This window comes from Catenuloplanes atrovinosus, assembly GCF_031458235.1.
Lineage (GTDB): Bacteria > Actinomycetota > Actinomycetes > Mycobacteriales > Micromonosporaceae > Catenuloplanes > Catenuloplanes atrovinosus.
Window position 1 is genome coordinate 4,018,614 of sequence record NZ_JAVDYB010000001.1, and the last position, 19,503, is coordinate 4,038,116.

Sequence of the window (19,503 nt, forward strand, 5' to 3'; positions counted from 1 at the left end):
CGGACCGGGTGCCCGCGCGGGGCGGCGGTGAAACTCAGCCTTCGACGCCGGTCGCGGTGTGCGGCGAGCCGACCGGCTTCGATTCCGGGGAGCCGCGCTCGCGCAGGTAGACCGCGAGCACCACCATGGACAGCACGGCGAGCAGCTCGGACTGCCAGTTCTGGAACGTGCGGTTCCAGAATTCCGGGGTGATCAGGTACCCCGCCCAGGTGACCGGGTCCTCGCGCGAGCGCAGTTGCTCGGAGTTGTACGCCACGACGCCGGCCACGGACTGGCCCAGCCAGGACAGCAGGAAGATCGAGCCCATGGTGAGCGACAGCGAGTGCGAGTAGACCGCCCGGCGCAGGCCGCCCGCACGCGCCCAGGACGGCGCGTCCGGCTCGTCGACCTTCTGCTCCTCGTCGCTCTCCCGCCCGGCCTTGTCGAGCTGCTTCGACTCCGGCGAGCCGCGCTGCACCAGCCACACCGTGGCCGTGATGAAGAGCAGGAACTGCAGGTACTCCGACTGCCAGTTCTCCGCCACGTCGACCGCGAACGAGGACGAGGTCAGGTAGCGGCCGAGCGAGACGGTCTGGAGGCCGTCGGAGAGCTGCCGGTCGTTGAAGTCCGCGTGACCGCTGAGCGCCTGACCGATCAGGGCCAGCACGAACAGCAGCGCGAAGAACAGGCTGAGCCCGTTGCGGCGCATGGGTGGGGCCCTCCTATCGGTGCAGCAGTCCGACCGTGAAGACCAGGCCGAGCCCGGCGGCGATCAGGATCAGGCAGGCGATGAACATGGCGCGCACGGTCAGCTCCCCTCGAGGACGCAGTCGTAGGGCCGGTCCGGCACCGGCGTGCAGCCCGCGGCCACCACGCGCCATCCGCCGGTGAACTCGGCGAGGAACACGGTGTCGGTGTCCAGCACCACCTGCGCCTGGTCGACGTAGACGCGGGCCGCCTCGACCGCGCCGGGCGCGGGCAGGTCCTCGTCGGCCAGCGCCTGCTCGCACGGCCCGTCCAGCGACTCGGCGGTGGCCGGGGCGAGCAGCGCGCAGGCCGCGCCCGGGTCGTCGGCGGCGGCGCTCAGGAAGCGGGTGGCCACGTCCGCGGCCGCGTCGGCGCGGGCGCTCTCGCCGGCGCACCCGGCCAGGCCGAGCACCAGCAGGACCGGCAGTATCCGTCTCACCATGATCCGACCCGGTTTCCCGTCGGCGGGATTTCTACACCTGTCTCTTTCAGAAGGTGTCGCGGTAGAGCGAGCAGCCGCGGCAGACCTCCGGCGGGTCGTCCGTGGTCAGCCGGCGGCGGAACTCCCGGTACGGCGCGCCGGACCAGATCTCCGGGAACGTGGAGTCCGCCATCGAACCGAGCGAGACGCGGTCGTCGCCCATCACCATGCAGCACGGCTGTACGACGCCCGCGCTGGTCAGGTAGGCCGCCTCCCACGGCCAGGAGCAGCCACGCCCGGCCACGGCGTCGACCGGCACGGTGTGCGGCAGGCGCAGTCGCAGCCCGTGCTCGGCCGCGGCCGCGGTGGCGCCGGCGAAGACCGCGTCGGCCCGGTCGGTGTCCGCGCCGGTCCAGAGTGCCTGCCCGGCGGTGAACTCACGGATCTCGTGGTAGCGCCCGGCCGGGTCCGCGTCGGAGAAGCTGTGCGAGAGGTTCTGCACGTGCAGCTCGTCCACGCCGATGCTGCTCAGCAGCCGGATCAGGTCGGGCAGCTCGGCCAGGTTGTCGCGCATGGCCACGAACACCACGCGAATCCACGGGGTGGCGCTGCCGGCCGCCCGTTTCGCGCGGACCAGCCCGGCCAGGTTGTCCACCACCGTGCCGAACGTGGCGCCGTCCCGGATCGACTCATACGCGGCCGCGCTCGCCCCGTCCAGCGACACGTGCAGCCAGTCGACGCCGCTGTCCACCAGTTCGGCGGCGCGGCGCGCGGTCAGCAGGGTGGCGTTGGTGTTGAAGCCGACCGTGATCCGCCGCCGTTTCGCCGCCACGATCATGTCGAGCAGGTACGGCGAGAGCAGCGGCTCGCCGAGCCCCTGGAGGGTGAGCCGGTTCAGCCCGGGCACCTCCGCGAGCACGCGGTGGAACAGCTCCGGGCGCATCGCCCCGGCCAGCTTGTTCACCGGCGGGCGGTAGCGGACCAGGCACATCACGCACCGGAGATTGCACGCGGAGGTGATCTCCAGCTGGAGATGCCGCGGCAGCGGGGGATCGATCATCCCCGGCGCCAGTCGTCGTTCTCCGGGTGCGTGCCGGTGATGATCGCGACGTGCGGGGAGTCCTGCGTCATGGCGGGGCCTTACCCCCGTCGATGCGCCGAAAACCCAGGATTAATCGGTACGGGAGGGGGCACGCGGGGCGGATGACCATGCCCGAACACCTGATCTCGCTCGGGGCCGCCCTCAAGGCCGCCGGGTACGCGTTCACCACCGTCACGCCCGCCACGCACGAGCGGGTCAACCGCCGCCCGGAGAACGCCCGGGCCACGGACCTGCGCGGCGTCTTCGGCTGGAGCCGGCCGTTCGGCCCCGGCGTGCTGCCGGACGAGATCGTGGACCTGATGGACGCGGCCGGCGTGCTGGACCGCGACGGGGACGAGTGGCGCAGCCGGGTCCGGTTCTCCAGCTACGACGGCGAGCTGTTCGTGCACTCCCCGTACCCGACCACGGACGCGGACGCGGTGTTCTTCGGGCCGGACACGTACCGGATGGCCGACGCCGCGGCGGCGCACGTGCGTACCCGGCGGCGGCCGGTGCGGCGGGCGGTGGACATCGGCACCGGCACCGGCGCGGGCGCGATCACGGTGGCGAAGCGCGCGCCGGGCGCGGAGGTCTTCGCGGTGGACATCAACGACGCCGCGCTGAACTTCACCCGGGTCAACATCGCACTGTCGGACATGCGCGGCGTGCGGCCGTGCCACAGCAACCTGCTCAAGGACGTGGACGGCTCGTTCGACCTGATCATCTCCAACCCGCCGTTCATGATCGACCCGGCCGGGCGGGCGTACCGGGACGGCGGCGGCACCTCCGGGCACGAGCTGTCGCTGTCCATCATCGACGTGGCGGCGGAGCGGCTGGACCCGGGCGGCTCGCTGGTGCTGTTCAGCGGCGCCGGCATCGTCGACGGCGTGGACCCGCTGCGCACCGCCGCCGCGGAACGGCTCGCCGGCACCGGCCTGAACTGGTCCTACCGCGAGGTCGACCCGGACGTGTACGACGAGGAACTGGACGGCGACGCCTACCGCCACGCGGAGCGGATCGCCGTGGTCGTGCTCACCGCCACCCGGCCCGAGTGGGAGTGACATGGATTCGACGGCGAGCGTGACGTACATCGGCAACGCGACCACGCTGCTGCGGCTGGGCGACGTCACGCTGCTCACCGACCCCGCGTTCCGCCCGGCCGGCAGCCGCTACTACCTGGGCTACGGCGCGTGGACACGGCGGCTGCTGGACCCGGCGTGCGGGCTCGGCGATCTGCCCGCACTGGACGGCGTGCTCCTCTCGCACCTGCACTCCGACCACTTCGACAGCGTGGCCGGCCGCGGCCTGGCACCGGACCTGCCGATCATCACCACGCCGCAGGCCCGGCGGAAGCTGCGCCGCAAGCGCTTCTCCGTCGTGCACGGGCTCCCCACCTGGGAGGAGTTCGACCTGTCGCGGGGCCGGCAACGGGTCCGGGTCACCGCGGTGCCCGGCCGGCACGGCCCCGGCCTGGCCGACCGGCTGCTGCCGGACGTGATGGGCTCGGTGGTGGAGCTGTTCGAGGACGACGTGTGCCGGCTGCGCCTCTACATCACCGGCGACACGCTGCACCGGCCGATGCTGGCGGAGGTGCCGCGCCGCTGCGGCGACATCGACGCCATGCTGATCCACCTGGGCGGCACCCGGCTGCTCGGCATGCTGCTGACCATGGACGCGCGGCAGGGCGCGGACCTGACCGAGGTGATCCGGCCGCGGCTGACGCTGCCGATCCACCACGACGACTTCCGCGTGTTCACGTCGCCGGTCAGCGACTACTTCGCCCGCGCGCGCGAGCGCGGGCTGGCCGGGGTGGAGCCGATCGGGCGCGGCGACACGGTGGCGCTGCCGCTGCGGGACACCGTTTAGGCCCACGATCACCGGGAAGACGGGCACGCCCCGGCCGATCCCAGACGAAACGAGTACCCGATGTTGTCCGATGTGTCTCCCAGCTCGCAGGTCGCGATGGCGGACCCGGCCGTGCCGACGGTCGGGGTCGAGGAGGAGTTCCTGCTGCTCGATCCGGTGACCGGGGAGAACGTGCCGGTGGCGGAGCAGGTCCGGGCCGATCTGCCGGAGGGGGTGCGCGAGCACAGCAGGCCCGAGTTCCGGCGCAGCATGGTGGAGATGGTCAGCCCGGTGTGCCGGAGCCTGGCGGAGCTGTCGTACCACCTGCGGCGCCACCGCCGGGCGGCCGCGCTGGCCGCGCGCGGCGTGGGCGCCCGGCTGACCGCGATCGGCGCCACCCCGATGCGCGAGCCCGACCTCTCGGTCCCGGAGGGTGACCGGTACCGGCTGATGGCGGAGCGGTTCGGCACGATCGCCCGCGAGCCGGGACTGTGCGGCCTGCACGTGCACGTCGGCGTCCCGGACCGGGAACTGGCCGTGCAGGTCTGCGCGCACCTGCGCGGGTGGATGCCGCTGATCCAGGCGATGACCGCGAACTCCCCGATCTTCAACGGTGTGGACACCGGCCACGCGAGCTGGCGCGCCGTGCAGATCCAGCGGTGGCCGAGCCTGGGCCCCTCCCCGGTGTTCGGCTCCGCCGCCGAGTACGACGCGGCCGTGGCCGGCCTGATCGAGTCCGGCGCGATGATCGACAGCGGCATGACGTTCTGGTACGCCCGGCTCTCCGACCGCTACCCCACGGTCGAGATCCGGGTCGGCGACGTCTGCGCGACCGCACGGGACACCGTGCTGATCGCCGGGCTGCTGCGCGCGCTGGTCGCCACCGTGAGCGAGGACGCGCGGACCGGCGTGCCGGTGCCGGACGTGGCCGACTGCCTGGTGCACGCGGCGCACTGGCGGGCCGCCCGGGAGGGCCTGGACGGCGAGCTGTTCGACCTGCGCACCGGCCGCGCCCGCCCGGCCTGGGAGCTGGTCGAGGACCTGCTGACGGCCGTCACCCCGGCCCTGGTCCGGCACGGCGACCTGCACACGGTGCTGGCCTCGCTGGACGGGTTGCGGCGGTTCGGCACCGGCGCCGCCCGGCAGCGCCGCGTGCTCCAGACGACCGGCAGCGTGCCCGAGACGCTGGGCACGCTGGCCCGGCTGACCGTCAACGGATGAGGAGAGACACCGTGCGCGAGCACCTGGACACCGACCGGCTGGTCGCGGACCTGGTGGACTGGATCCGGCTGCCCTCGGTGGCCGGCGTCCCGGACCGGGCCGGCGACCTGACGCGCTCCGCCCGCTGGCTGGCCGGCGCGCTGCGGGAGACCGGCTTCCCGGACGTGACGGTCGCGGACCCGGGCGGCGCGCCGGCCGTGATCGCCCGCTGGTGCGCGGCGCCGGGCGCGCCGACCGTGCTGGTCTACAGCCACCACGACGTGCGCGCGGCCGAGGACGAGGAGTGGGAGGAGACGCGCCCGTTCGCGCCGGTGCTGCGCGACGGCTTCGTCTACGGCCGGGGCGCCTCGGACGCCAAGGGGCAGGTGGTGGCGCACCTGTGGGGGCTGCGCGCGCACCTGGCGGCGACCGGGCGGTCCGTACCCGCGGTGAATCTGATCTGGTTCATCGAGGGTGAGGAGGAGACCGGCTCGGCGCACCTGGCCGAACTGCTCGACGAGCACCGCATCGAGGCCGACCTGGTCGTCTACTCCGACACGCTGCTCTGGCACCGCGACCATCCCGCGATCTGCGTCAGCATGCGCGGCGGGCTCAACGCCTCGCTCCAGGTGTACGGCCCGCGGCGCGACGTGCACAGCGGCGCGGTCTCCGGCCCGGCACCGAACCCGCTGGTCGCGCTCTCCCGGCTGATCGCGCGCCTGCACGACGACAAGGGGCGGGTGACGCTGCCCGGCTTCTACGACGCGGTGACCGAGCCGACCGAGCGCACCCGGGCCGCGCTGGCCGCGCTGCCGTACTCGGACGAGGACTGGCTGGCCCGGTCGGAGACGCGCAGCATCGGCGGCGAGGAGGGCTTCACCGTGCTGGAGCGGCTGTGGGCACGCCCGGTCGTGGAGGTGCTGACCGCGGCCGCCGGCGATCCGTACGGCCCGGCCCGGGGCGCGGTCCCGGCCGTGGCGAGCGCCAGCATCACGATCCGCACCGTGCCCGAGCAGACGAGCGCGGAGGTCGCCGAGCAACTGCGCCGCTGGGTGCGGGAGACCATCGACGACGGCGTGGAGTACGAGCTGTCCGTCTCGGAGGAACTGGCGCAGGAGCCGTACCGGACCCCGGACGACCACCCGGCGGTGGCGCTACTGGACGCGGCCGTGCGCGACGGCTTCGGCGCCGCCGTGGTGGGCCGGATGGGCAACGCCGGTGGCGGTCCCGCGGATCTGCTGTCCCGGGCGACCGGCGCGCCGGTGCTGTTCTTCGGCACCGGGCTGCCGGAGGACCGCTGGCACGACAGCGACGAGCGCGTCTCGGTGGACGTGCTGGTGGCCGGCGCCGCCACGCTGGCGTCGCTGTGGGGCCGCCTGGCCGAGGCTCAGTGGTCGCGGTAGGACGCGCCGCCGTGTGACTCCGGGGAGGCCGGCTTCGCGCCGCCCTCCGGCGGGCCCGCGACCGACTGCTGACCGGCCGCCAGCTCCGGGAACTTCGCGTCGAACGCCGGCCGCTCCGAGCGGATGCGCGGCATGCGGTCGAAGTTGCGCAGCGGCGGCGGGCTGGAGGTGGCCCACTCCAGGCTGTTCCCGTGCCCCCACGGGTCGTCCACGGTGACCAGCCGGCCCGCCTTGTAGGAGTGCCACACGTTCCACAGGAACGGCAGCGTGGACAGGCCGAGCACGAACGAGCCGACCGTGGAGAACGTGTTCAGCGCCGTGAAGCCGTCCTGCTCCAGGTAGTCCGCGTACCGCCGGGGCATGCCCTCCGAGCCCAGCCAGTGGTGCACCAGGAAGGTGGCGTGGAAGCCGAGGAAGGTCAGCCAGAAGTGGAGCTTGCCGAGGCGCTCGTCCAGCATCCGGCCGAACATCTTCGGGAACCAGAAGTAGATGCCGGCGAAGACCGCGAACACGATCGTGCCGAACAGCACGTAGTGGAAGTGCGCCACCACGAAGTACGTGTCGTGGGTGTGGAAGTCGACCGGCGGGCTCGCCAGCAGCACGCCGGACAGCCCGCCGAACAGGAACGTGACCAGGAACCCGATCGAGAACAGCATCGGTGACTCGAACGTGAGCTGCCCGCGCCACATCGTGCCGATCCAGGAGAAGAACTTCAGCCCGGTCGGTACGGCGATCAGGTAACTGAGGAAGCTGAAGAACGGCAGCAGCACCTGCCCGGTGGCGAACATGTGGTGCGCCCACACGCTCATCGACAGCGCCGCGATCACCAGGGTGGCACCGACCAGCGGCTTGTAGCCGAAGACCGGCTTGCGGCTGAAGACCGGGATGACCTCCGTGATGATCCCGAAGAACGGCAGCGCGATGATGTACACCTCGGGGTGACCGAAGAACCAGAAGAGGTGCTGCCACAGCATCGGACCGTTGGTCGCCGGGTCGTAGACGTGCGCGCCGAGCGTGCGGTCCGCGGCCAGCGCCAGCAGCGCCGCCGCCAGGAACGGGAACACCAGCACCACCAGCAGGCTGGTGATCAGGATGTTCCACGTGAAGATCGGCATGCGGAACATGGTCATGCCGGGCGCGCGCAGCGTCAGGATCGTGGTGATCATGTTGACGCCGCCGAGGATGGTGCCGAGGCCGGACAGCACCAGCCCGGTGATCCACAGGTTGGCGCCGAGGCCCGGCGAGTGCGTGCCGTCGGACAGCGGCGTGTACCCGGTCCAGCCGAAGTCGGCCGCGCCGCCCGGCGTGATGAACCCGCCCATCACGATGATGCCGCCGAAGAGGTACAGCCAGTACGCGAACGAGTTCAGCCGCGGGAACGCCACGTCCGGCGCGCCGATCTGGATCGGCACCACGTAGTTGGCGAACGCGAACACCACCGGCGTGGCGAAGAACAGCAGCATGATCGTGCCGTGCATGGTGAACAGCTGGTTGTACTGCTCCGGCGACAGGATCTGCAGGCCCGGCCGCGCCAGCTCGGCCCGCATGATCAGCGCCATCAGCCCGCCGGCCATGAAGAACACGAACGACGTGACCAGGTACATGATCCCGATCTGCTTCGCGTCCGTGGTGCTGAGCAGCTTGGCCAGCGCGGAGCCGCGAACCGCCTTGCGCACCGGCGCCTGACGGGTCTGGATGGGCCTCGGGACGAGGGTCGTCATGCGATCACTCCAATGCTCGCCGGCGCGGCCCCGCGTGCCCAGCATCGACCGCGATAAACGGCCCTGTCCAGCGGTCACTTGCGGTGATCGGGTAGCTGTTGGAGAGTATCCAGGTGGGAACGCGTGACGAGATAGCGGCGCTGCCGCCGGAGTCCGACCTGACCCGCGCCGACTCGCTCGCCCGGGAGATCTTCTCCGACGTGGCGAACAAGTGGGCGCTGCTGATCATCGAGTTCCTGGGCATTCGCACCATGCGCTTCGGCGAGCTGCGTGACGCCGTCGGCGGCATCAGCCACAAGATGCTCACCCAGAACCTGCGCACGCTGGAACGCAACGGCCTGGTCACCCGCACGGTGCACCCCACCATCCCGCCACGCGTGGACTACTCGCTCACCGAGGCCGGCGACGCGCTCCGCGCGGTGGTCGACGGCATGTGCGACTGGACCCAGCGCTACCTGGGCCACATCGAGTCCTCGCGCTCGCGCTACGACTCCTGAGCCGCGCGGAATTTCCACGGCTGCATCACGGCATTTAACGGGCCTGAACTCACCCGTTAGGGAACCGCTTCGGCGAATCTCTTGAACCCTTCCAAGAAACCGTTCCGTGCATATTCCATGCCGCCCCACCATGGCATGAAGACGGCGTGAACCCATTGCCCGAACCCTTGCCCCATGGCTAACGTTCTCGCGTCGGAAGCGGTGGCACCGCACGATTCCGACGCCTCGGAGTCACCGGCACGAGCGGTGGCACCGAATGTACCGGCATCGGCCGATGCGAATTCCTCATTCACGGCGAAAGCCATTATCGAAAGGTGCAAACATGCCTTCCTACGAGAAGCCCGTGCTGACCCCGCAGGGCGACTTCCGGACCGAGACCGGCATCGGGAACCGCGGCCCGAAGGACCTGCTGGGCGGCAAGCAGCTCCTCTGATCGGCATGATCCAGCCGGGCGGCGGCCAGCAGGCCGCCGCCCGGCCCCCTGCGGAGGAAGGACCAGCGTCATGACCCGTTCCACCCGTGTCGCCGGACTGCCGGACTGGTTCCTCGTCCTCCCGGACGACCCGGCCGCCGCCACCGCCGCCGAGCCGGTGCGGCCCTTCGCCGGCCGGGTGCTCGACCATCCCGGCGGGCGTCCCTGGCTGCTCGGGCGCTGGACCGGTGAGCGGCTGACCACCGGCACGGCCGGCGACGTCACCGTGGCGGTCTCCGGCACCCACCTGGTCTCCCCGGAGGCGGCGGGCGCGGCGGCCGAGCGGGTCCGGGCCACCGGGCGCGTCGACGGCGACGTGATCGGCGCGCCGGGCAGCTACCACGTCATCGTGCGCACGCCGGCCGGAACGTACCTGCGCGCCGGCGCCACCGAGGTGCGGCGCGTCTTCGTCGCCCGGACCGGTCCGGCGCCGCTCGCCGGTGACCGCGCCGACGTGCTCGCCGCGCTGCGTGGCGCCGCGCTCGACCCGGTCCGGCTGGCACTGCACCTGCTCGACCCGCAGACGCTGCACCCGCTGGCCGGCACCCCGGTGTGGGGCGGGATCGACGCGGTCCCGGGCGGCTCCTGGGCGGCGCTCGACCGGACCGGCCGGGTGTCGTTGCGCCGCTGGTGGACGCCGCCGGAGCCGGTCACCCCGATGGCCGAGGCCGCGCCCGCCCTGCGGGACGCGCTGATCGACGCGGTGCGGGTGCGCACCGCCGGGCGCCCGCTGGTCACCGCCGACCTCGGCGGGCTCGACTCCACCGCGGTGTGCAGCGTCGCCGCGCGGCACGGCGGCACCGCGGTCGCGGCGTACACGGTGGACGTCCACGACCCGCTCGGCGACGACGTCCGCTGGGCCGAGGCCACGGTCGCGGCGCTCGGCATCGAGCACCGGCTGGTGCCGGCCGAGGACATGCCGATGACGTACGACGGCCTCACCGGCCCGGCCGAGAGCTGGGACGAGCCCTGCCTGACCACGGTGGACCGCAACCGCTGGAAGACGCTGATGCGGCTGGCCGTGGAGCGCGGGTCCACGGTGCACCTGACCGGGATCGGCGGCGACGAACTGCTCTACGGCACCACCGCGCACCTGCACGGGCTGCTGCGCCGGCGGCCGCGGACCGCCTGGCGCGCGGTGCGCGGGTTCGCGGCCAAGTACCGCTGGCCCCGCGACCGGACACTGCGCCAGCTCGCCGGCCGCGGGCCGTACCAGGCCTGGCTGCGCCGGGTCGCGGACGAGCTGACCGCGCCGCCGCCCCCGCTGCGCGAGCCGATGCTCGACTGGGGCAGCCCGCCGCGACTGCCGCCGTGGACCACACCGGAGGCGGTGGCGGCCGTCCGCGGGCTGATCCGGGCGGAGGCCGCCGGCGTGACTGCGCTGGCACCGGGTCGCGGGCCGCACCGCGAGCTGGAGGCGATCCGGTCGCTGTCCCGCACCACCCGGCAGCTCCGGCAGATGGCCGCGCCGCTCGGCCTCGACTACGCGGCGCCGTACTACGACGACCGGGTGGTGACGGCCGCGTTGCGGACCGACCCCGCGGACCGGATCACGCCGTGGCGGTACAAGCCGCTGATCGTCGAGGCCATGCGCGGCGTCGTGCCGGAGGTCAGCCGCGAGCGCGCCACCAAGGCGAACGCGATGGTCGAGGAGGAGACCGGCCTGCGGCGGCACCGCGACGACCTGCTGGCGCTCTGCGACGACTCCCGGCTGGCCGGGCTCGGCCTGATCGACGCGGCCGCGTTCCGCGCGGCCTGTGCCCGCCCGCCCGACGCCGGCCTGCAATGCGGCGTGCTGCACCAGACGCTCGCCTGCGAGGTGTGGCTGCGCTCGCTCGAACAATCCACCGTTCCGGCCTGAGGAGGACCCCGGATGACCACCACGCTGCGATCCGGCGTGCTGATGACCGACACCGAGTACGGCGTCGTGCTGCTCGACGAGCGCACCGGCGCGTACTACACGCTCAACCCGACCGCCGCGCTGGTCGTGCGCACGCTCGACGAGGGCGGCGACGAGGCGGCCGCGGCCGCGGCGCTGGTCACCCGGTTCGGCGTGGACCGGCGGACCGCGAGCGAGGACGTCGCCGAGCTGGTCGGCTCGCTCCGCACGGCCGGGCTGCTGCGCCGATGAGCCTGCCGGAGACCATCGCGTACAACCCGGGCGCACTGCCCTTCACCACGCGCTGGACCGCGCGCGCGGCCGTGACCGCCGCCCGCGTGCTGGCCCGCCGCCGCCCGGACCGGGTCCGGCGGGTGATGCAGCGGCTGTGCCGCGGCGCGCGCCCGGCCGGCACCGCGCAGGTGCTGGCCGCGCACCGGGCGGTGACCGCGGCGAGCCTGGTCTGCGCCGGCCGGGAGGGCTGTCTGCCCCGGTCGATCGCGATCGCGCTGCTGTGCCGCCTGCGCGGCACCTGGCCGACCTGGTGCGTGGGCGTGCGGCGGATGCCGCCGTTCGCCGCGCACGCCTGGGTGCAGGTGGACGGCGAACCGGTCGGCGAGGACTTCCCCGCCGACTACTTCCGGCTGTTCTACACGGTCGGCTAGCGCGACCATGCGCCCCGACCTGTCCGGCTGGCGTGACGTGTGGCGGCTGACCGCGGGGCACCGGCGCGCGATCACCGCGGCGGCCGTGCTCAGCCTCGCCGGGTCCGCGCTGGCGCTGGCGCAGCCGATCCTGGCGCGCGACGCGGTCGACACGGCCGCGGCCGGGACCGTGCCGTGGCCGGTGCTCGGCACGCTGGTGCTGCTCTTCGCGGTCCAGGCCGCGACGATGGCACTCGGCCGCTACGTGCAGGCGCACACCGGCGAGACGATGATGGTGCGGCTGCGCCGCCGGATCATCGACCACCTGCTCCGGGTACGCATCCCGGAGCTGGACCGGCACCGGACCGGCGACCTGATCGCGCGCGCCGGCGGCGACACCGCGGTGGTTCGCACGCTGATCGCGCAGAGCCTCGGCTCCGGCATCGCGGGCGTGGCCGGGCTGGCCGGCACCGTGGCGCTGCTGGGCTGGCTGGACCCGTGGCTGCTGGGCGCGGTGACGGCGATGTTCGGCGTCGCGGTGGCGGCGCTGCTGGCGATCGTGCGGCGGCTGCGCGTGGCGTCCCGCGGCGCGCAGGCCGCGGAGGGCGCGCTGGTGGCGGACCTGGAGCGGGCGCTCGGCGCGATCCGCACGGTGCGGGCCGGCCGCGCCGAGGCGTACGAGAGCGCGCGCGCCGTCGCGGTGGCGCGCCGGGCCCGGGACGCGAACCTGCGGATGGCCCGGCTGGCCGCGGTCAGCGGGCCCGCGAACGACCTGGCGGTCAGCGGCGCGTTCCTGGTGGTGCTGCTGGTCGGCGCCACCCGGGTCGCGGCCGGCGAGACCAGCCTCGGGCAGTTGGTGGCGTTCACGCTGGCGATGACGTACCTGGCCGCGCCGATCGGTGAGATCTTCCTGGCGGTCACCGCGATCCAGCAGGGATCCGGCGCGCTGCACCGGATCAACGAGGTGCTCGCGCTGCCCCGGGAGACCGACCCGGCGGAGTCCCCGCCGCACGTCCCGGCCGGGCCGGTGCTGCGACTCCGCGACGTGTGGTTCGGCTACCACCCGGACCGGCCGGTGCTGCGCGGGATCGACCTGGTGGTCCCGGCGCGCGGGCACCTCGCGCTGGTCGGGCCGTCCGGCGCCGGCAAGTCCACACTGTTCGCGCTGGTCGAGCGCTTCTACGACCCGGATCGCGGCACCATCCTGCTGCACGGGCAGGACGTGCGATCCATGCCGTACGGCCGGCTGCGCGCCACCGTGGGCCTGGTCGAGCAGGACTGCCCGCTGCTGCACGGCACGCTGCGGGAGAACCTGCTCTACGGCGGCGGGCCGGCCGACGACGACGAGGTGCACCGCACGCTCGCGCTGACCAACCTGACCGAGGTCGTCGCCGCGCTCCCCCGCGGGCTGGACACGGACGTCGGCGAGCACGGCCGGCTGCTCTCCGGCGGGCAGCGCCAGCGCGTCGCGATCGCCCGCTGCCTGCTCGCCCGTCCCCGGCTCATCCTGCTCGACGAGCCCACGGCGCACCTGGACCCGGACAGCGAGCGCGCGCTGGCCGACACGATCCGGGACGTCTCCCGGGTCTGCGCGCTGATCGTGATCGCGCACCGGTTCTCCACCGTGCGCGGCGCGGACCGGATCGTGGTCATCGACGGCGGCACCGTGGCCGCGAGCGGCACGCACGAGGAGTTGCTCCGGCGCAACGCGTACTACCGCCGCCTGGCGGCCACGGCCGCGCCGGTCGCGACGGCCGGGCGCTGAGGCGGGTCAGTCCAGCACGGCCGTGGCCTCGATCTCCACCAGGTGTTCCGGGACGTCGAGCGCGACGATGCCGAACAGCGAGGCCGGCGGCGTGGCGGTGCTGCCCAGCCGGGTGCGGGCCCGGTCCAGGCCGTCGAGCAGCTCCGGCATCCGGTCGGGCGTCCAATCGACCACGTGCACGACCAGCTTCACCACGTCGTCGAGCGTGGCGCCGGCGGCGGCCAGCGCGGTGGCCACGTTCAGGTAGGCGCGCTCGACCTGGCCGGCCAGGTCACCGGGCGCGACCGTGGTGCCGTCGGCGTCCCAGGAGACCTGGCCGGCGACGTGCACCAGCCGGGAGCCGGTGGCCACGGAGACGTGGTGGTAGACGGGGACCTGGGGCAGCCCGGCGGCGTTGATCATGGTGACGGCCATCTGGTGGGAACCTCTCCTCGGTAACTGTTGGTTACTGAGAAACCGTAAGAGATCGGTCCCGGCCCGCGGAAGAAGGTACTTTTTCCCGCTCAAGGCACCTTTGAGTAACCGGCCTGGCGCGGCGTCGCGGTGGTGACGGCGCGGCGGGTGGCCAGCAGCGTGAGGCGGCCGTCGTGGTGCGGGTGCCAACCCAGTTCGGTACGGGCGCGCGTGCAGTCCAGCAGCGGGCTGTCGATCAGCAGGTCGGCCCAGGACGGGTCGAGCGGGTGCAGCCGCAGGCGCCAGGTCACGCCGAGCAGGCGGCGCAGCAGCGGGCGGGAGATCGGCACGTGCCGGCCGCCCATCAGCCGCGCCAGCACCGCGGCGGACATGGCCGGCTCGTCGGTCACGTTGAACGCGCCGGTGGCGCGCGCCAGCAGCGCGCGGCCCACCACGTCGGCGACGTCCTGGGCGGCCGACACCTGCGTCACGGTCTGCGCCGGCAGCGGCAGCAGGGGCAGCCGGCCGATCCGGTGGGCCAGCGGCGCGGAGTTGCCCAGCGCGAGCCGGGCCAGGTCGGCCGCGGCCGCGGGCTGGATGACGGCGAGCGGGCGGATCCGGGCGACGCGCAGCTCCGGCAGGTCCGCCCCGAGCCGGTCGAGCAGGTCCTCGACCGCCACCTTGTCCTGGCTGTACGTCGAGCCGGGCACGCCGCGCCGGGGCCAGTCCTCGGTGACCCGCACGCCCGGATCGGCGCGGGAGTAGACCGCGGCGGAGGACAGGTGCACCAGGTGCGGTACGCGCGCGCGGGCCACCGCGGTCAGCACGTTCGCGGAACCGGCCAGGTTGGTGCGCTCCTGCGCCGGGCGGTCGTGACCGGCCACGATGTGCCAGGCCAGGTGGACGACCGCGTCGGCGCCGGTGAACGCCTCGGCCAGCGCGCCGGCCGCGCCCGGGGCGCCCACGTCCACGGCGCGCCAGCCGATCCCGTGCGGGTCGTCCGGCGGCACGCGGCGGGCGATGCCCACCACGTCACGCACCTCGGGCCGCGCGGTCAGCCACGCCACCACCGCGGACCCGATGTTGCCACTGGCACCCGTCACCACTACGCGCATCGGGTGGTCATTCCCCGCGCCGCCGGATCTACACGGCGCGGGGGCGGCCCGGCGTCAGGAATGGTCGCCGGCGGTCTTCGCGCCCGGGTCGTACGGCGACACCTGGCCCTCCGGCACCGGCCGCTTGCCGGTCTTGTCGTGGGCACCGCCCGGCGCCTCGACCGGGTCGGCGTCCTCGGTCCGCTGCTTGGTGGTGGGGCTCTCGCCGCTGCGCCGCATCTCGGGCTGCTGGATGTTCGTCATGGGGTCCGACTACCCCCTTGACCGGCGGACATGCGGGCCGGTCAGCGCGCCGGCGGCAGCGTGCCGGTGTCCAGCAGGAAGCGCGCCACCTCGGCGATCTTGCGGCGCTGCGCGCGGGCGGTGCCGCGGAGCACCTCGAACGCGCGGACCGCGTCCAGTCGGCGCTGCGCCATCAGGAAGCCGACCGCGCGCTCGATGACGATGCGGTAGTCCAGCGCGTACTGCAGCTGGCCGGCGAGCTCACCCGCGTGCTGGGCGGCGAGCGCGGTGCTGAGCGTGGCGCCGATGACGTCGGAGTAGCGGGTCAGCGCCGCCATCTCCGAGTCGTCCCAGGCGTGCGGCTCCGCGTGGAAGATGTCCAGGGTGCCGACCGGGACCTGGCCGAGCCGGACCGGCACGCCGAGCACCGCGACCACGTCGTGCGCGAGGAACTCGTCGCGGACCTTCGGCCAGCGCGGCTCGTCCCGCATGTCCACCGCACGGACCAGCTCGTTGGTCACGAACGCGGACACGCACGGGCCCTCGCCGGTCTCGCTCTGCACCTCCTCCATGGCCCGGCTGGCACCGTTGCTGGCGGCGACGTACCGCAGCGTGTTCTCCTCATCGGCGATCATGAGGCCGCTGCCACGCACCCGGAACAGCGCGACCACCGCGTCGACCGCCTCGCTGACCGCGTCGCCGAGATCGCGCCCGGTCTCGCCGCCCAGGCGGCGCAGGCTGCCGGCGAGCCGGTCGGAGTCGATGTTCGGCATGTGACCTCAGTCCTCGTCGGGCAGCAACCGGCCGGCGATCGTGCCCGGCTGCGCGGCGGCGCCGAGGCGCAGCAGGACGGCCAGCACGTTCGCGTACGCCTCGACGGCCTCGATGCGCTCCCGCGTCCACCGGTGCGCGGCGGCGGTCATCACGTTGAGCGTACCGATCGCACGGCCGGAGATCAGTATCGGAGCGGACGCGACCCCGCGGAACGGCAGCACGTCGCCGTCGGCCTCGACCATGAACTCCCAGAGCCGGGGGTACGCGCCGCCCGCACCGAGATCATCGACGGTGACCGTGCGGTCGCGCCGGACGCAGTCGACGCCGGGCCCGACGCCGGTGCGCTGCTGGGCCAGCTCGAGCAGCGCACTCGGCGGGTCGGAGGAGCCGACCACGCACAGCTCGCCGCGCTCGTCGAGCATCATCAGCCCGGTGCCGTCGACGCCGAGCACGCTGCGCGCCGCGGCCAGCGCGTCGGACAGCCGCTCCGCCAGCGCGTCGGCCGTCAGCGCGCCGGGTGTGTCCGTGTGGTGCATGAGCTGTCGCAGGCTGTCGTCCAGAGCCTGACGGTCGTGCATCGTGCCTCCCGGGTGATTGGCAGGACGCGTTACCCCCGAAGGGGCCGGGGAAACGGCCGGATGTTTGAAAACCGGCGCCCGGGGTGAAAGTGTGGCCGCAGGTGACCGTCTCCGCCCTGTGTCCGCGGACCGATGTCGTGAGGATCGACCATGCCCGCGGACGCTCGTGCGGAATTCGTGATGGATCTGGTCAGCCGGCTGCCCGAGCCGGAGCGGACGCTCGTCACGCTGCGCCGGTCCGGCGTGGGCGAGGCGGAGATCGCGGCGCGGCTGGGCCTGACGCCCGAGCAGGCGTCACAGTCGCTGACCCGGGCGTTCGCCTGGCTGCGGCGGGCCATGTTGGCCGAGACCGTGCCCGACTGGTCCGGCGCCTGGGGCCTGCGGATCGGCACCGAGTTCACCGCACCCGCCGAGGTGCGCCTCACCGTGACCGGCGAGATCGACCGGGACAACGCTGCCGAGCTCGGCGAATGCGTGCTCGCCGCGCTGGGCGCGGAGCTCCGGCCGGCGGTGCTGACGCTGGATCTGGCCGGCGTGCCGCTGCTCGACGTCGCGGCCGCGCGGGTGCTGCGGGCCGCGTCCGAGGCGGCCGCGTCACGCGGGACCCGGATCGAGCTGGTGCGGATGTCGCCCGCGGTCCGTGCCGCGCTGCGCGTGTGCGGGCTCGACCCGCTGGTCCGGGACTGACGGCGGCGGGCACCGCGCCGCGCGCGATGCCCGCCGGATAGATCAGCCGTTCGTGTCGCCGGCGCCGGTGCGCTTCTGCGCCTCGTCGACGCCGCGGTCGATCTGGTCGGCGTGCTTGCCGCCGGTGCGCTGGTCGGCCATGTCCCCGGCCTTCTCCAGGCCCTGGTCGACCTGCTTGTCGTGCTTGTCGGCGAAGTCGTCCGCCTTCTGGAGGAAGTCACTCATCGGTTCCGCTCCTAATCCTCGTGCTGTCCCTCTCGGCTACCCGCACGGGCCTCGATCACACGCGTGACCGGCCGGCGTTCCGCGCGTACCCGCCGGGGTGACTCGCCGCCGCGGCCGGACCACGACCGCGACCGGACCAGCGGCACCGAGGCGGGACGCCATACGTAGATCCGTCTCATGGTTTTCGCCTCCTTCACAGCCCGGAACGCCTACCCGCTCCCGAGGCGCTCCATGCGTGCGATCGGGGAGGCGCCGATCACACATAGCGACGGGCGGTGGACGCGCGCTGCGTGGCGTCGAGCGGGGCCAGCCGCGCCTCCACGTCACGCGGGCGGGTACGGCGGCGGGAGAGCACCCAGGGCAGCCCGCACACCGCGTCCCACCAGGCCAGCGCGGACGTGCGGTCGCGCGGCACGCTCATCGCCAGGAACGCGGTCCGGCGCAGCGCGGGCAGCACCGGGCGGCGCAGCCAGGTGAACCACAGCGTGTTGCGCAGGCCGACCCGGCGGCGCCGCACCGAGTCCCGGGCGAGGGAGGCGGCGTGGTGCACCACCAGCCGCTCCAGGTAACAGATCTCCCAGCCCGCGCTGAGCAGGTCCGTGGCCAGCAGTTCCTCCTCGCCGCCGAGCCACAGCCGGGGGCTGAACCCGCCCGCGGCCAGGAACGCGTCCCGGCGCACCACGGACGCACCGGCCAGGAAGCTGCCGAGCGCCGGGCCGGGCAGCCAGTCCGGGCCCGGCACCGGCGACTCGCGCAGCTCCGCCACGATCGGGTCGTCGCCGCCGGCCGGTTCCACGACGATGCGCGCGTTGACCACCGCCAGGCGCGGGTACGCGTCCAGCGCGTCCGCGGCCGCGCGCAGGCTGCCCGGCTCCCACCAGGTGTCGTCGTCGCAGAACGCCACGTACGGCGTGTGCAGCCGGGCCACGCCGGCGTTGCGGCCCGCCGCGCCCAGGTTCTCCCGGAGCGCGAGCACCTCCACCTGCGGGAAGCGTTCGCGCAGCGCGTCGGCGGTGCCGTCCGAGGAGCCGTTGTCGACCACCACGACCGGTGGCCGTTCGGGCAGGTCCACCAGCCGTGCGACGGCGCCGATCACCTCGTCCCGCCGCTGGTGGGTGACGACCACCACCCCGATCCGCGAGTTGGTCATGGGGCCGGTCGTACCCACTCAGCGGTGATCGACGCCTGCCCGCCCGGGTGAAACGCGACGCGTCACTTCGTGGCGCGGCCGGTCAGCTTGTCGCGCAGCCGGTCGACCAGGCCGACGCCCGGCCCGACCAGTTTGTGGAAGACCGCGCTGTTCGGCGCGCTCGGGTGCGGCCGGGTGGGCGCGAGCTTCTTCGCGTTCTCCACCTTGGTGGCCAGCTCGACCATCTCCTCGCGGGGCACGCGGCGGCGCAGCTCGGGGAACTGCTCGGTCTCCTCGTCCTGGACGTGGTCGGCCAGCAGCGTCTCCAGGTGGCGCAGCGTCTCGTCGAACGCGGGATCGGACACGTCGATGCCCTCGAGGGCCTTCATCGCACGCTCCAGCTCCTCGTGCTCCTCCACGTCGTGCGCGACCGCCTTGTCCCCGTCGTCGAGGTAGCGGCGCATGACCGGGTAGACGTACATCTCCTCGGCCACGGCGTGCCGGACCAGCTCGCTGATCGCGGTGTCGGCCAGGTCCCGGCGCATCATCGGGTCGCGGATCGTCCAGATCTCGCCGATCAGCGCGGTCACGTCGCGGTGGTCGGCCGTGAGCACGTCGACGACGTCGCGGCCGGTCTCGGTGCTGGTCATGGGCTCTCCTTCGAGGTCGGTACGGGGGTGGCCGCCCCCGCGTACCCCGTGTGACCCCGCTTACCCGGCCGACTTC

Annotated in this window: 23 protein-coding genes; 11 read left to right on the forward strand and 12 right to left on the reverse strand. The window is 73.6% G+C overall.

Features of this window, described 5'->3' with window-relative positions:
• Positions 1-34: 34 nt before the first annotated feature.
• From J2S41_RS18055 to J2S41_RS18065, 3 genes are all read right to left on the reverse strand, one after another.
• Positions 35-688, reverse strand: coding sequence for a DUF6766 family protein (locus J2S41_RS18055; RefSeq protein WP_310369050.1), 654 nt, complete (start codon positions 686-688; stop codon positions 35-37).
• A gap of 99 nt (positions 689-787) precedes the next feature.
• Positions 788-1,168, reverse strand: coding sequence for a hypothetical protein (locus J2S41_RS18060; RefSeq protein ID WP_310369051.1), 381 nt, complete (start codon positions 1,166-1,168; stop codon positions 788-790).
• Between the two features lie 46 nt (positions 1,169-1,214).
• Positions 1,215-2,207: a radical SAM protein gene (locus J2S41_RS18065; RefSeq protein WP_310369052.1), complete on the reverse strand. Its 993-nt coding sequence runs from the start codon at positions 2,205-2,207 to the stop codon at positions 1,215-1,217.
• 143 nt (positions 2,208-2,350) lie between these two features.
• Between J2S41_RS18065 and J2S41_RS18070 the strand changes: the two genes are divergently transcribed.
• Genes J2S41_RS18070 through J2S41_RS18085 form a run of 4 tightly spaced genes read left to right on the forward strand, consistent with a single transcriptional unit; the run spans position 2,351 to position 6,676 of the window.
• On the forward strand, positions 2,351-3,289 hold the full coding sequence (locus tag J2S41_RS18070; RefSeq protein ID WP_310369053.1) for a methyltransferase: 939 nt from the start codon (positions 2,351-2,353) through the stop codon (positions 3,287-3,289).
• A 1-nt stretch (position 3,290) separates the two neighbouring features.
• A complete protein-coding gene (locus J2S41_RS18075) occupies positions 3,291-4,094 on the forward strand; it encodes an MBL fold metallo-hydrolase (protein ID WP_310369054.1) in 804 nt (267 codons plus the stop codon).
• A 60-nt stretch (positions 4,095-4,154) separates the two neighbouring features.
• Entirely contained in the window at positions 4,155-5,294 is a 1,140-nt protein-coding gene (locus tag J2S41_RS18080) for a carboxylate-amine ligase (RefSeq protein WP_374728134.1), read from the forward strand.
• Positions 5,291-6,676 carry a M20/M25/M40 family metallo-hydrolase gene (locus J2S41_RS18085; protein ID WP_310369055.1) on the forward strand — a complete coding sequence of 462 codons (1,386 nt, stop codon included), beginning with the start codon at positions 5,291-5,293 and terminating at the stop codon, positions 6,674-6,676. The genes J2S41_RS18080 and J2S41_RS18085 overlap by 4 nt, the downstream gene beginning before the upstream one ends.
• On the opposite strand, the gene ctaD is transcribed toward J2S41_RS18085, so the two are convergent.
• Positions 6,661-8,397 carry an aa3-type cytochrome oxidase subunit I gene (ctaD, locus tag J2S41_RS18090; RefSeq protein WP_310369056.1) on the reverse strand — a complete coding sequence of 579 codons (1,737 nt, stop codon included), beginning with the start codon at positions 8,395-8,397 and terminating at the stop codon, positions 6,661-6,663. The genes J2S41_RS18085 and ctaD overlap by 16 nt on opposite strands.
• A 113-nt stretch (positions 8,398-8,510) precedes the next feature.
• Here ctaD and J2S41_RS18095 point away from each other — a divergent pair, with 113 nt between their 5' ends.
• The 6 genes from J2S41_RS18095 (at position 8,511) to J2S41_RS18120 (ending at position 13,654) form a co-directional block, all read left to right on the forward strand.
• Positions 8,511-8,894 (forward strand): winged helix-turn-helix transcriptional regulator, encoded by a 384-nt coding sequence (locus J2S41_RS18095; protein ID WP_310369057.1) that lies wholly within the window; start codon positions 8,511-8,513, stop codon positions 8,892-8,894.
• A gap of 322 nt (positions 8,895-9,216) precedes the next feature.
• Complete coding sequence (locus tag J2S41_RS18100; protein ID WP_310369058.1) at positions 9,217-9,327, forward strand: keywimysin-related RiPP; 111 nt, start codon at positions 9,217-9,219, stop codon at positions 9,325-9,327.
• A 70-nt stretch (positions 9,328-9,397) separates the two neighbouring features.
• Positions 9,398-11,227 carry an asparagine synthase-related protein gene (locus J2S41_RS18105; protein WP_310369059.1) on the forward strand — a complete coding sequence of 610 codons (1,830 nt, stop codon included), beginning with the start codon at positions 9,398-9,400 and terminating at the stop codon, positions 11,225-11,227.
• A 12-nt stretch (positions 11,228-11,239) separates the two neighbouring features.
• Positions 11,240-11,497, forward strand: coding sequence for a lasso peptide biosynthesis PqqD family chaperone (locus J2S41_RS18110; RefSeq protein WP_310369060.1), 258 nt, complete (start codon positions 11,240-11,242; stop codon positions 11,495-11,497).
• The gene (locus J2S41_RS18115) at positions 11,494-11,910 is read left to right on the forward strand and encodes a lasso peptide biosynthesis B2 protein (RefSeq protein ID WP_310369061.1); all 417 of its coding nucleotides are present in this window, start codon (positions 11,494-11,496) and stop codon (positions 11,908-11,910) included. Before J2S41_RS18110 ends, J2S41_RS18115 begins: the two co-directional genes overlap by 4 nt.
• Before the next feature lie 7 nt (positions 11,911-11,917).
• Entirely contained in the window at positions 11,918-13,654 is a 1,737-nt protein-coding gene (locus tag J2S41_RS18120; protein ID WP_310369062.1) for an ABC transporter ATP-binding protein, read from the forward strand.
• 6 nt (positions 13,655-13,660) lie between these two features.
• On the opposite strand, the gene J2S41_RS18125 is transcribed toward J2S41_RS18120, so the two are convergent.
• From J2S41_RS18125 to J2S41_RS18145, 5 genes are all read right to left on the reverse strand, one after another.
• Positions 13,661-14,068, reverse strand: a complete 408-nt coding sequence (locus J2S41_RS18125) for a Rid family hydrolase (protein WP_310369063.1) — start codon at positions 14,066-14,068, stop codon at positions 13,661-13,663.
• Positions 14,069-14,157: 89 nt separating this feature from the next.
• Complete coding sequence (locus J2S41_RS18130; RefSeq protein ID WP_310369064.1) at positions 14,158-15,162, reverse strand: NAD-dependent epimerase/dehydratase family protein; 1,005 nt, start codon at positions 15,160-15,162, stop codon at positions 14,158-14,160.
• A gap of 54 nt (positions 15,163-15,216) precedes the next feature.
• Positions 15,217-15,405, reverse strand: coding sequence for a hypothetical protein (locus tag J2S41_RS18135; RefSeq protein ID WP_310369065.1), 189 nt, complete (start codon positions 15,403-15,405; stop codon positions 15,217-15,219).
• A gap of 41 nt (positions 15,406-15,446) precedes the next feature.
• Complete coding sequence (locus J2S41_RS18140) at positions 15,447-16,157, reverse strand: GAF and ANTAR domain-containing protein (RefSeq protein ID WP_310369066.1); 711 nt, start codon at positions 16,155-16,157, stop codon at positions 15,447-15,449.
• A 6-nt stretch (positions 16,158-16,163) separates the two neighbouring features.
• Positions 16,164-16,736 (reverse strand): GAF domain-containing protein, encoded by a 573-nt coding sequence (locus J2S41_RS18145; protein WP_310369067.1) that lies wholly within the window; start codon positions 16,734-16,736, stop codon positions 16,164-16,166.
• Between the two features lie 150 nt (positions 16,737-16,886).
• Here J2S41_RS18145 and J2S41_RS18150 point away from each other — a divergent pair, with 150 nt between their 5' ends.
• On the forward strand, positions 16,887-17,423 hold the full coding sequence (locus tag J2S41_RS18150) for an STAS domain-containing protein (protein ID WP_310369068.1): 537 nt from the start codon (positions 16,887-16,889) through the stop codon (positions 17,421-17,423).
• A 42-nt stretch (positions 17,424-17,465) separates the two neighbouring features.
• On the opposite strand, the gene J2S41_RS18155 is transcribed toward J2S41_RS18150, so the two are convergent.
• The 3 genes from J2S41_RS18155 to J2S41_RS18165 form a co-directional block, all read right to left on the reverse strand.
• A complete protein-coding gene (locus J2S41_RS18155; RefSeq protein ID WP_310369069.1) occupies positions 17,466-17,648 on the reverse strand; it encodes an antitoxin in 183 nt (60 codons plus the stop codon).
• Positions 17,649-17,904: 256 nt separating this feature from the next.
• Positions 17,905-18,798, reverse strand: coding sequence for a glycosyltransferase family 2 protein (locus J2S41_RS18160; protein ID WP_310369070.1), 894 nt, complete (start codon positions 18,796-18,798; stop codon positions 17,905-17,907).
• A gap of 62 nt (positions 18,799-18,860) precedes the next feature.
• Positions 18,861-19,427 carry a hemerythrin domain-containing protein gene (locus J2S41_RS18165; protein WP_310369071.1) on the reverse strand — a complete coding sequence of 189 codons (567 nt, stop codon included), beginning with the start codon at positions 19,425-19,427 and terminating at the stop codon, positions 18,861-18,863.
• Between the last annotated feature and the right edge of the window lie 76 nt (positions 19,428-19,503).